The 11,779-nt window shown below is 72.1% G+C and carries 8 protein-coding genes and 1 pseudogene; 3 read left to right on the top strand and 6 right to left on the bottom strand.

Annotated elements, in window-relative coordinates:
* Positions 1-132: pseudogene (locus tag O3Q52_RS37520) on the bottom strand (DUF1203 domain-containing protein); the annotation flags it as partial.
* A 113-nt stretch (positions 133-245) separates the two neighbouring features.
* Between O3Q52_RS37520 and pepN the strand changes: the two are divergent.
* Positions 246-2,837 carry an aminopeptidase N gene (pepN, locus tag O3Q52_RS37515; RefSeq protein ID WP_269653077.1) on the top strand — a complete coding sequence of 864 codons (2,592 nt, stop codon included), beginning with the start codon at positions 246-248 and terminating at the stop codon, positions 2,835-2,837.
* 81 nt (positions 2,838-2,918) lie between these two features.
* On the opposite strand, the gene O3Q52_RS37510 is transcribed toward pepN, so the two are convergent.
* Positions 2,919-4,211, bottom strand: a complete 1,293-nt coding sequence (locus O3Q52_RS37510; RefSeq protein WP_269653076.1) for a M14 family zinc carboxypeptidase — start codon at positions 4,209-4,211, stop codon at positions 2,919-2,921.
* Between the two features lie 551 nt (positions 4,212-4,762).
* Positions 4,763-5,701: an EamA family transporter gene (locus tag O3Q52_RS37505; protein WP_269653075.1), complete on the bottom strand. Its 939-nt coding sequence runs from the start codon at positions 5,699-5,701 to the stop codon at positions 4,763-4,765.
* A 132-nt stretch (positions 5,702-5,833) separates the two neighbouring features.
* Between O3Q52_RS37505 and O3Q52_RS37500 the strand changes: the two genes are divergently transcribed.
* Positions 5,834-6,358 (top strand): MarR family winged helix-turn-helix transcriptional regulator, encoded by a 525-nt coding sequence (locus O3Q52_RS37500; protein ID WP_269653074.1) that lies wholly within the window; start codon positions 5,834-5,836, stop codon positions 6,356-6,358.
* A gap of 105 nt (positions 6,359-6,463) precedes the next feature.
* Here O3Q52_RS37500 and O3Q52_RS37495 read toward each other — a convergent pair whose 3' ends face one another.
* Positions 6,464-7,981, bottom strand: coding sequence for an FAD-dependent monooxygenase (locus tag O3Q52_RS37495; protein WP_269653073.1), 1,518 nt, complete (start codon positions 7,979-7,981; stop codon positions 6,464-6,466).
* Positions 7,982-8,144: 163 nt separating this feature from the next.
* On the opposite strand from O3Q52_RS37495, the gene O3Q52_RS37490 reads away from it, so the two are divergent.
* Positions 8,145-8,774: a TetR family transcriptional regulator gene (locus O3Q52_RS37490; RefSeq protein WP_269653072.1), complete on the top strand. Its 630-nt coding sequence runs from the start codon at positions 8,145-8,147 to the stop codon at positions 8,772-8,774.
* A gap of 183 nt (positions 8,775-8,957) precedes the next feature.
* On the opposite strand, the gene O3Q52_RS37485 is transcribed toward O3Q52_RS37490, so the two are convergent.
* Entirely contained in the window at positions 8,958-9,236 is a 279-nt protein-coding gene (locus tag O3Q52_RS37485) for a hypothetical protein (protein WP_269653071.1), read from the bottom strand.
* Between the two features lie 20 nt (positions 9,237-9,256).
* The gene (gene malQ, locus O3Q52_RS37480; protein WP_269653070.1) at positions 9,257-11,737 is read right to left on the bottom strand and encodes a 4-alpha-glucanotransferase; all 2,481 of its coding nucleotides are present in this window, start codon (positions 11,735-11,737) and stop codon (positions 9,257-9,259) included.
* Positions 11,738-11,779 lie beyond the last annotated feature (42 nt).

Below are 11,779 nucleotides of genomic sequence, written 5' to 3'. Positions count from 1 at the left end.
CCGCAAACAGCACCGCAGCGGACTCCCGCCCTCCCCCTCCACGAACGGAACACACGCCCGCCCGGCGTCATCGACGTCACGGAGTTCCTTCAGTACACCCGGCTCGATCGGCCGCGCGGTATATGTCGTCATGCCATCCAGGCTCCCGCTCCCACACCCCTTCCACCGGCGGGAAACGGACATCGCATTCCCCGCATCAGCCGTGGAAGGATGGCGCAACCCACACTTAACGAGGAGATGACCGCGTGCCTGGCACAAACCTGACCCGCGAAGAGGCGCAGCAGCGGGCGAAGCTGCTCACCGTTGACTCGTACGAGATCGATCTCGACCTCTCCGGCGCGCAGGGCGAGGGAGGCACCTACCGGTCCGTGACCACCGTGCGCTTCGACTCGGCCGAGACCGGCGCCGAGTCGTTCATCGACCTGGTGGCCCCGGCCGTCCACGAAGTCACCCTCAACGGCGACTCCCTCGACCCGGCCGAGGTCTTCAAGGACTCACGGATCGCGCTGCCCGGCATCCTGGAGGGCCGCAACATCCTGCGGGTCGTCGCCGACTGCGCGTACACCAACACCGGTGAGGGCCTGCACCGGTTCGTCGACCCGGTCGACCAGCAGGCCTATCTCTACACGCAGTTCGAGGTCCCGGACGCCCGCCGGGTCTTCGCGAGCTTCGAGCAGCCGGACCTCAAGGCCACCTTCCAGTTCACCGTGAAGGCGCCCACCGGCTGGACCGTCATCTCCAACTCGCCGACGCCGGAGCCCAAGGACGACATCTGGGTCTTCGAGCCGACGCCGCGCATCTCCACGTACATCACGGCGCTCATCCTGGGCCCGTACCACTCGGTGCACAGCGTGTACGAGAAGGACGGTCAGTCGGTCCCGCTCGGGATCTACTGCCGGCCCTCGCTCGCCGAGTTCCTCGACTCGGACGCGATCTTCGAGGTGACACGGCAGGGCTTCGAGTGGTTCCAGGAGAAGTTCGACTACGCCTACCCGTTCAAGAAGTACGACCAGCTGTTCGTGCCGGAGTTCAACGCGGGCGCGATGGAGAACGCGGGCGCGGTCACCATCCGCGACCAGTACGTGTTCCGCTCGAAGGTCACGGACGCCGCGTACGAGGTGCGGGCCGCCACGATCCTGCACGAGCTGGCGCACATGTGGTTCGGCGACCTGGTCACCATGGAGTGGTGGAACGACCTGTGGCTGAACGAGTCGTTCGCCACCTACGCCGAGGCCGCGTGCCAGGCGTACGCCCCCCAGTCGCGCTGGCCGCACTCCTGGACCACGTTCGCCAACTCCATGAAGACCTGGGCGTACCGGCAGGACCAACTGCCGTCCACGCACCCGATCATGGCCGAGATCAACGACCTCGACGACGTGCTGGTCAACTTCGACGGCATCACGTACGCCAAGGGCGCGAGCGTCCTCAAGCAGCTCGTCGCCTACGTCGGTGAGGACGAGTTCTTCCAGGGCGTGCAGGCCTACTTCAAGCGGCACGCGTTCGGCAACACGCGCCTGTCCGACCTGCTGGGCGCTCTGGAGGAGACCTCCGGCCGGGACCTGAAGACCTGGTCGAAGGCGTGGCTGGAGACGGCCGGCATCAACGTCCTGCGGCCCGAGATCGAGACGGACGCGGACGGCGTCATCACCGCCTTCGCCATCCGCCAGGAGGCTCCCGCCCTGCCCGCGGGCGCCAAGGGCGAGTCGACGCTGCGTCCGCACCGCATCGCCGTCGGCCTGTACGACCTCGACGACAGCAGCGGCAAGCTGCTGCGGGACGACGAGAACGGCCGCATCGAGCTGGACGTCGACGGCGAACTGACCGCCGTGCCCGAGCTGGTGGGCAGGCGCCGCCCGGCGGTGATCCTCCTCAACGACGACGACCTCTCGTACGCGAAGGTCCGTCTCGACGAGCAGTCCCTGGCCTTCGTCACCGAGCACCTCGGCGACTTCGAGTCGTCCCTGCCGCGCGCCCTGTGCTGGGCCTCGGCCTGGGACATGACGCGCGACGCCGAGCTGGCGACCCGCGACTACCTGTCCCTCGTCCTGTCCGGCATCGGCAAGGAGTCGGACATCGGCGTCGTGCAGTCGCTGCACCGGCAGGTGAAGCTGGCGATCGAGCTGTACGCAGACCCGACCGCGCGCGAGGCACTGCTGACCCGCTGGACGGACGCCACGCTGGCCCACCTGAAGTCCGCCGCGGCCGGCAGCGACCACCAGCTGGCCTGGGCGCGCGCCTTCGCGGCGACGGCCCGTACGCCGGAGCAGCTGGACCTCCTGGAGGGCCTGCTCGACGGCCGGGAGGCCATCGAGGGGCTGGCCGTCGACACCGAGCTGCGCTGGGCGTTCGTGCAGCAGCTCGCGGCGGTGGGCCGGTTCGACGAGGCGGAGATCGCGGGCGAGTACGAGCGCGACAAGACGGCCGCCGGTGAGCGTCACGCGGCGACCGCCCGTTCCGCCCGCCCGACCGAGGAGGCGAAGGCGGAGGCCTGGGAGTCGGTCGTCGAGTCCGACAAGCTGCCGAACTCGCTGCAGGAGGCCGTGATCGGCGGCTTCGTCCAGACCGGCCAGCGCGAGCTGCTCGCCCCGTACACGGACAAGTACTTCGCGGCGGTCAAGGACGTCTGGGACTCGCGCTCGCACGAGATGGCCCAGCAGATCGTGGTCGGGCTCTACCCGTCGGTCCAGGTCTCCGAGGAGACCCTCCGCAAGACGGACGAGTGGCTGGCCTCGGCCGAGCCCGGCCCGGCGCTGCGCCGGCTGATCTCGGAGTCCCGCGCGGGCATCGAGCGCGCGCTCAGGGCCCAGGCGGCGGACGCGGCGGCGACCACGCGGTAGGCCGTACGTGGATACGTGATCGGGGCGCCCGGCGTGTGCTGTGCCGGGCGCCCTTTTCATGTGCTCCCGCACTGACGGGTGTCATGCACTCACGAGCTGCCGGGTCAGGTGCAGCATCGTGCGGATGTGCAGTGCGGTCTGCCGGTGCACCGGCACCCAGCGCGCGACGAAGGTGGTCTCCAGCTCCTGGCTCCAGTCGCGGACGAGGGTGTCGAGGGCCTCGGGCGGTTCGTCGAGGGCGCTGCGCATCATCGCGGCGGCGCGCAGGGGGATGCGGCGGGCGGCGATGCCGAGGGAGACGGAGTTGCCGACGGTGGTGGCGAGTTCGGCGTCGCCGAGGCCATGCGCGTCGTGGGTGTTCCAGGTGTCCACCACGCCGGGGCCGATGTCCATGAGTTCGCGCGCGGCGGTGTGGAACGGCAGCCGGCGCTCGTCCGCGGGCGGCCGGTCGGCGAGCGCGCCGAGCACCTTCTCCAGCTGCTTGGCGCGGCTGAGCAGGATCTCGGCGGCCCGGGAGATCTCCCGCTGCGGCCGAGTGACGGGGCTCGGATCGCTGACGCCCGCCACGCTCCAGAAGGGCGCCTCGACGACGGCCGAGACGGTCCCGTGCCGCATCGCGTACATCCAGGTCGCCTGGGAGGTGTAGCCGGAGGGGTCGCGTTCGTCGGCGGGGCTGCCGTCGGGCAGGACGAGCACGCCGGGGCTGTCGACGAACCAGCCCATGCCGTCGAACGGCCGGTACTCCAGCGGGATACCGAGCTCCGCCGCCACGGAACGGAAGGCACGCGGTGCTCCCGGTATGGGACGGGTCAACTGCAGGAACGATCCTCCTACTTCGACGCCGTGCAGGGAGAACTGGACCACGGGCCGCAGCTCGTCGATGAGCCGGGTCAGCGCGCGGGACTCGGGCATCACGGTGTGCGGGTCCGTCTCCACGGGCGGGAACTCGGGCTGGCTGATGAACGCGGGCCGGTAGAAGCCGCGGTAGTAGCCGTCCAAGGTCGGTGCGGAGGCCGGGTGTTCGGCGAACCGGCGCTCACCGAGGGTCGTGCCGTCCGGGTCCAGACAGAGCAGGAAGTGCCAGGTGCAGCCGAGTTCGTCCAGAACGCGCGGGTCGCGTACGAAGTCCTCGGCGAGCGTGAGGGACGAGGCACCGCCGACCGGTTCGTTGGCGTGGGCACCGGCCACGGTCAGTATCTGGTGCTCGCCGTGGCCCGCGGAGAGCAGCCACAGGGGCCGGCCCGCGCGGGACGTTCCGACGGTGCGCAGACGCAACGTCCCGGGCCGCTCCGCGACCATCGCCCGCGCGCGCCGCGCCAGCTCGTCGACGGTGGGATACGGGTTTCCCCGGCTCCGGGCGCCCTCTGCCCTCACGCCAACTCCTCACCTCGATACGGCCGTTGAGCGTCTCGAACAGGCGGTTCCGGCGGTCCGGGGAGCGCGCCCCGTCAAGGCTCGATGTGCCGGGTCAGGGTGTCAAGGGGCCCTTGGGGCGGCGGCGACGGCGATCAACTTATGCGAATATGCCGGGTGCGTTTTCGCCCCGGCCGCCCTTAGCCTTCCCGTCCCCTGGGGGCTGCGCCCCCAGACCCCCGCATCGGCCTGAACGGCCTCGTCCTCAAACGCCGGACGGCTGAGCATGTCGACCCGGGCCGCGAAGTATTCAGCCCCTCCGGCGTTTGAGGAGCGGGGGTTCGGGGGCCGGCCCCCGAAAGGGACGATGGGGGTCCCCCCGCTCGAGCGAAGCCGAGAGTGGGGGAGGGTAGGGGTGAGCGAGCCGAGCCCCAGGCCGGGACCGGTTCCCTTTGTTCGGTTCGCGTCCGGCGTACTGCTCGTACGGGTCGTCGGGGCGGCCAGGGCTCCCACGGTTTGTCCCACGCCTCTCTTCCCGTCGTCCCGTCGCCGGGAACTCGGTCGATGTGGATCTACCGTCCCAGCGCCGGAACTGTCACGTCCATCGAATCTTTTCGATCATTCCTTTCAGGTGAACCGAGCGATTGGGCTGCATGCGCAGGGCGCGCCCCGAGCTGGCCGAACACCGTCGCGCCGAAGGCCAGGGCCATGCCCGCCAGCTGCACGGGGCCCAGCGCCTGGCCGAGTGCCGCCCAGCCGATGACGGCCGCCGTGAGCGGGGAGAGCGGGCCGAGGAAGGTGACCTGGGTGGCGGTGAGCCGGCCGATGCCGCGGAACCAGAGCCAGTACGCGACCGCCGTGTTGGCCAGCGCCAGATAGAGGTAGCCGCCGACCGCCCGGCCGTCGAGCGCGGGCGGCGTGCCCTCCACGAGCAGTGCGACGGGAGCTATCAGCAGCCCGCCCGCGGTCAGTTGCCAGCCGGTGAGGGCCAGCGGGCCGACCCCCTCGGGACGCCCCCACCGCTTCGTCAGCACGGTGCCCGCGGACATCGACGCGGTCGCGGCGAGGGCGGCCAGCACACCCACGGCGTCCAGCGCACCGGCCGCCTTCAGTACGACCAGGCTCACACCGAGGGCAGCCGCGATGCCGGTGAGGAGCGTACGGAGGGTCGGGCGTTCGCCGAGCAGGGCCGCCGCGAGGCCGACGACGAAGAGCGGGCCGACGGAACCGACGACGGCCGCCATACCGCCCGGCAGCCGGTACGCGGAGAGGAAGAGGAGCGGGAAGAAGGCGCCGATGTTCAGCGCGCCGAGGGCCGCCGCCTTCCACCACCAGACACCGCGGGGCAGCGTGCGGGCGAGGGCGAGCAGGACGAGCCCGGCGGGCAGGGCACGCATCAGGCCGGTGAACAGCGGGCGGTCGGCCGGCAGGAACTCCGTGGTGACGGCGTAGGTGCTGCCCCAGGAGACGGGGGCCAGGGCGGTGAGCGCGATGACGGTGCTGCGGTTCATGACCGGCTCCATGAGGGAGGTGGCTCGGGGAGATGACTCCGATATGGCTTGACGGTAAGTAGCTTAGCGTTAAGCTACTTACCGTCAAGCCACCTTCTTGCAGCCGAGTGACACGGTGCGGATACTCGCCCCATGAGCACATCCAAGGCCGCCAGGACCCCCGCTGACCCCGTCGACGCGATCATCGACCAGTGGGCCGCCGTCCGGCCCGACCTGGACACGGCCGCCATGGAGGTCTTCGGCCGCGTCTTCCGGCTCTCGCGGGCGATGGGCGACCGGATGGAGAAGACGTACGCGCGGCTCGGCATCTCGCGCGGCGAGTTCGACGTACTCGCCACTCTCCGACGGTCCGGCGCCCCGTACGCCCTCTCCCCCCGCCAGCTCTCGGCAACACTGATGCTCACCACGGGCGGCATGACCGGCCGCCTCGACAAACTGGAACGGGCCGGCCTGCTCCGCAGATCCCCCGACCCCCACGACCGCCGCGCCCTCCAAGTGACCCTCACGGACAAGGGGTTGACGCTCGTCGACGAGGCGGTCGGCGCCGGTCTCGCCGTCCAGACGGAGGCACTCTCCTCCCTCGACGAGAACCAGGCCGACCAACTGGCCGACCTGCTGCGCCAGTTGCTGGCGGGCACGGGCCGGACGAGTCGCTAGCCGACTCGCCGGGGAGGGGGTTCCCGTTTGTTGCCGGCTGCGGGTCGGATGTGGCTGAGCGCGCAGTTCCCCGCGCCCCTTGCGGGGCGGGGGTGGCGGGGGTGGTCAGCCCTGCCCCACCGTCGCCGCCAGTGCCGCCTCGGTCTCCTCGGCGGTCGGCTCCTCCGCTGCCCAGGCCGCGTAGCCGTCCGGGCGGATCAGGAGGGTTGTTCGGCGGTCGCTTGCCCAACCGGCCACGGTTAGGCGGTCCTTGCGGGTGTCGAGGGCGGGGAGCGCGGGTGCGTCGGGCGGGGTGATGAGTACGAACCTGCCGCCTCGCAGTGCCTCGTACAGGCGGCCGTCGCGAAGGGTCACGTCCGGGACGCGCTTGCCGACCAGGGGGTGGGCACCGCGTGGGGACGGGTAGGAGTAGCCGATGCCGGTGATCTGGCCGATCATGCGGGTGCGGGCCGGGCGGGCGTGGTCCAGGAACGTGGTGAGCAGGGTGCGGGCCGTGAGCGTCCAGGGCCGGTTGGCCATCGCGAGCCGGACGAGTCCGCCGCTGCTGCGGAGGACGGACTTGCCGACGGGGTGGCGTTCGGACTGGTAGGTGTCCAACAGGTCGGCGTGGGCGTGACCGTTGAGTGTCGCCGCCAGCTTCCAGCTCAGGTTGGCGGCGTCCTGGAGGCCGGTGTTCATGCCCTGGCCGCCGGCCGGGGTGTGGACGTGCGCGGCGTCCCCGGCCAGGAAGACCCGGCCGACCCGGTACGCCGGAGCCTGTCGCTCGTCGCTGTGGAAGCGGGACATCCAGCGGGCGTCGTGCATGCCGTAGTCGCGGCCGAGGGCGAGCCGGGTGATCTCCTTGACCTCGTCGAGGTCGAGGGGCGCGTCGTCGGCGACGTTGCGCCGGCGGTCCCAGCCGATCACCCGGTAGTAGCCGTCCCCGAAGGGCGCGAGGAACGCGAACGCGTCCCCGACCGCGTTCACGGTCAGCAGCGTCTCCGGCTCCTCGGCGAGACGGACATCGGCGAGGACGACGGAACGGATCGCCGAGCGCCCGGGGAACGGCAGACCCACCGCCTCCCGCACGGCACTGCGCATCCCGTCCGTCCCGACGACGTACGCGGCCCGCAGCTCGTCCGGTCCCCTTCCGGCACCCTCGGCCCCGGCGGCCGTGCGCACCCTGAGGGTCACCCCGTCCGCGTCCTGGACCAGCCCGGTCACCTCGGTCTCGTACGCGAACCGCACCCCGGCCTCCACCGCCCGCCGCTCCAGCGCCCGCTCCACCTCGTACTGCGGCAGCACGAGCAGGTGGTTGAAGCGTGAGGGGAGGGTCGTCAGGTCGACGGTCAGGCGGGAGAAGAGCCGGAGCCGGTCGAGTTTCCGGCCCTTGCTCTCCAGCTCGTCGGCGAGGCCTCGGGCGTCGAGCTGCTCCAACGTGCGGGCGTGCAGGACGAACGCGCGGGAGAGGTTGCTGGTCCTGTGCGGGCGCTTCTCGACGAGGGTGACGGGGATGCCGGCGGTGGCGAGGTCGCCGGCCAGCAGCAGACCGGTGGGGCCCGCGCCGACGACGATGACCTCGCGGGAAGCGGCAGGGGTCCCGGGTGTGCCGTTCTTGTCGGTCTGGTCAGACGTGACGTTCATGGCGGCCTCCTGGTGCCAACGGCTGTTGGTCAAGGGCTGTTGGCCAACACCGGGCGATCCGGTTGCCAACACTCGTAGGCCAACGCTTGTAGGCCAACGCCCGTTTGCCACCATAGGGCGACACCCCTGGCCCGTCAACAGCTGTTGGCCTACGCTTGTTGGCATGACCGACACCGACTCCCCCACCCAACACGCGCAGCCCTCCCCACCGGCACAGAACGCGCAGCCCGCCCGCCGCTCCGACGCCACCCGCGCCACGATCCTCACCGCCGCACGCGAACGCTTCGCCGCCGACGGATACGAGCGCGCGACCATCCGCGCCATCGCCCGCGACGCGAAGATCGACCCGTCGATGGTGATGCGCTACTACGGCAACAAGGAGGGCCTCTTCGCGGCGGCCGTCGACATCGATCTGCGGCTGCCGGTGCCGGAGAAGGTGCCGAAGGAGGAGGCCGGCCGGATCTTCGTCGAGCACTTCGTGGCGCTGTGGGAGAAGAACGAGGTGCTCACGGCGTTGCTCCGGGTCGGCGTCACCAACGCCGCCGGGGCCGAGCGCATGCAGGGCATCTTCAAGGAGCAGTTGGTGCCGGTGGCCCTGCGCGTCTGCCCCGACCCCGAGCAGGTCCCGGCCCGCGCCGCGCTCGTGGCGTCACAGATGCTGGGCATGGCGCTGACCCGGTACGTCCTGCGCCTGCCGCCCGCCGTGGACCTGTCCCGCGAGGAGATCGTGGCCTGGCTGGCGCCGACCGTCCAGCGCTATCTGACGGCCCCGCACCCGGGCCCCTCCCACTGAGGCCGCCGGGCGCGGACCGCGGCGGCGACGCCGGCACCCCGCACTCGGCACCTGGCCGGGAACACGTCGAGGGCACCGTCCTCGTGCACGTACGACGACTGCCGTACGTACGCGAGGGCGGTGCCCTCGAAACAGAAAGCCTCAGTGGCTGCAGCAAGCCTCAGCGGCTGGAGCGGGCCGAGGTCAGGAGGCCTTCACGGCCGCCTTCGTCCTGCCCTTGCCCTTCGACTTCGGGCGACGGTCCGTCGACCCGTCGAGGACCCAGACCAGACCGGCGATCAGCAGGAACAGCCCGATCGGCGCCACGACAAAGAGCCCCAGCGTCTCGATGACGCTCAGGCCCGGACCGGGGTCGTCGCCGTCGTCAGGCGTCACCGCGAGCGCGGGGGACGACATCAGCAGCATCATCAGCGTCGTACCGGCAGCCAGGGCGCCGGCGCGCAGGGCGTTCTTCTTGTCCACGGTGCAAACGTAGCGAACACCTAATCCGGCCGCGCGCCCGGGGGTGCCGTACGAGGCGAAGCGCCTCCCGAGCCCGGCCCGGATTCCGCGGCGTCCGGCGCGGATTCCGCCGGGTCCGGTCCGGAGACTCCCCCGCCCGGCCCGCATCCACCCCCCACCGCCCGGCCCGCGCGCACCACGTCGATGAGGGCGTGCAGCCGGGGTGAGGCGGCGAGTTCCTCCAGGGTGACGGGGCGGCCCTCGGCGTCGGCGACGGGCAGGCGCCAGTTGGGGTACTGGTCCCAGGTGCCGGGCAGGTTCTGCGGGCGGCGGTCGCCGACGGTGTCCGGGAGCCAGACGCCGATCATGCGGGCGGGGGTGCGCAGCAGGAACCGGTGCAGGGCCTGGATCTGCGCCTCCTCGGAGTCCTCCGACTGCCCGCCGGCCGCCCCTTGGAGCAGTCCGAGCCGGGCGAGCAGCGCCAGCCACTCCCCCACGTCGGTGGCCGCCTCGGCCCGTTCCTCCTCCACGGGGCGGGTCAACAGGCCCAGCCGGTCGCGGAGTTCGACATGGTCGCCGGTGAGCCGGGACGCGGTGGGCGGCAGGTCGTGGGTGGTGGCGGTGGCGAGGCAGTCGGCGCGCCAGTTTTCGGGGGGCAACGGCAGGCCCGTACCGTCCCAGTCGCGTTCGAACCACAGCACGGATGTGCCGAGTACGCCGTGTTCGTGGAGTTTCTCCCGGACGCCCGGCTCGACGGTGCCGAGGTCCTCGCCGATCACCAGTGCCCCGGCGCGGTACGCCTCCAGCGCGAGAATCGCGAGCATGGCCTCGGCGTCGTAACGGACGTACGTTCCCTCGGTGGCCGGGCGGCCCTGCGGGATCCACCAGAGGCGGAAGAGGCCCATGACGTGGTCGATACGGAGGGCACCGGCGTAGCGGAAGAGGGCGCGCAGGAGGCGGCGGTAGGGGGCGTAGCCGGACTCGGCGAGGCGGTCCGGGCGCCACGGCGGCAGCCCCCAGTCCTGGCCCTGCACGCTGAACGCGTCCGGGGGCGCGCCGACCGACATGCCCGCCGCGAAGTACTCCTGCTGCGCCCAGGCGTCGGCGCCGCCGGGGTGGACGCCCACCGCGAGGTCGTGCACGAGCCCCACGCCCATGCCCGCGTCGCGCGCGCTGCGCTGGGCGGTGGCGAGCTGGGCGTCCGTCAGCCAGGCGAGGCGGCTGTGGAAGTCGACGCGGTCCATCAACTCGCCCCGGGCGCGGGCGGTTTCGGCCGAGCGGGGGTCGCGCAGGGGGGCCGGCCACTTCTGCCAGTCGGAGCCGTACACCTCGGCGAGCGCGCACCAGGTGGCGTGGTCCTCCAGCGCCTCGCCCTCCTCGGCGAGGAAGTCGCAGTAGGCGGCGCGCCGTCCGGGCCCGAGCGGCACGTCCCGTACGAGCTCCAGGGCCTCGCGCTTCAGCTCCCACACGGCGTCGCGGTCGATCAACGCGCCCTTGTCCAGCACGGATTCGCGCTGCCGCTCGGCCCGCTCCAGGAGCGTACGGACGCGGTCGCGGTCCCGCTCGCCGGCGTACGCGAACTCGGGGACGTCCTCGACGCGCAGGTACACGGGGTCGGGGTAGCGGCGGGAGGATGGCCGGTACGGGGAGGGGTCGGTGGGTGCGCCGGGCACGGCCGCGTGCATCGGGTTGACCTGTACGAATCCGGCGCCGAGCGCCCGCCCGGCCCAGGCCGTCAGCTCGGCGAGGTCCCCGAGGTCGCCCATGCCCCAGGAGCGCCGGGACAGCAGCGAGTAGACCTGCACGAGCAGCCCGTACGTACGCCCCGGTGCCGCGGGCAGCCGGGTCGGCGCGACGACGAGATGGGCGCGGGCGGTCCGTCCGTCGGGAGCGGTGGCCTCCAGCTCATGGACACCGAGCGGCAGTTGCTCGGCGGAGGCACGCGTCTCGCCCTGCTCGGTACGGATCCGCAACCGGGTCCCGGCGGGCAGCGCGGCGAGTGCGGAGGCGAGCGAGGAGTCTCCCGGGAAGCCGGGAGGGGCGGCCGGGTCCTGGCCCGCCTGCGCGGGCGCAGCACCGGCGGAAGCGGAACCACCGGCCGCGGACGCCGATCGGCCCAGTGCGGGCGCATCCTCGTCCGCCTCGGGCCGGTTCTCGTCCGGCGCGGGCCGGTTCTTGTCCGGCGTGCGCCCGTCTTCGTCCGGCGTGCGCCCGTTGTCGTCCGGTGCGCGCCCGTTGTCGTCCGCCCCCGGGGCGGATTCGCGCGCCCCGGAGCCGTCGTCGCTCCCGGCGGCCGTCGGCGCGCCGCTCCAGCTCACCAGTGTCGGTGGGAGCAGTCGCTCCCGTAGCTCCGTCTCGCGCGCCGTGAGCGCCGTGCGGATGGCGCCCGGCGTGGCGGCGGCGACGCCCAGTGCGGCGAGGACGGCGACGACCGCGGCGTCCGAGGCCGCGACCGTGCGCCCCGGGGACGGGCTGAAGGAGGTGGCGGCGCCGTGCAGCGGGGCGCGCCGGGAGAGCGGCATCAGACGCCCGGTGGGGGGACCTCGCTCTCACCGTCACGGTAG

The sequence above is a fragment of the Streptomyces sp. ActVer genome, from assembly GCF_027270795.1.
Classification (GTDB): Bacteria; Actinomycetota; Actinomycetes; order Streptomycetales; family Streptomycetaceae; genus Streptomyces; species Streptomyces umbrinus_A.
This window is presented reverse-complemented; position numbering and strand designations above follow the sequence as displayed.

Coding starts and splice junctions, on each gene's coding strand:
- O3Q52_RS37505 (WP_269653075.1), bottom strand. CDS start 5,701: ATGAACCGCAGCACCGTCATCGCGCTCACCGCCCTGGCCCCCGTCTCC.
- O3Q52_RS37500 (WP_269653074.1), top strand. CDS start 5,834: ATGAGCACATCCAAGGCCGCCAGGACCCCCGCTGACCCCGTCGACGCG.
- O3Q52_RS37495 (WP_269653073.1), bottom strand. CDS start 7,981: ATGAACGTCACGTCTGACCAGACCGACAAGAACGGCACACCCGGGACC.
- O3Q52_RS37490 (WP_269653072.1), top strand. CDS start 8,145: ATGACCGACACCGACTCCCCCACCCAACACGCGCAGCCCTCCCCACCG.
- malQ (WP_269653070.1), bottom strand. CDS start 11,737: ATGCCGCTCTCCCGGCGCGCCCCGCTGCACGGCGCCGCCACCTCCTTC.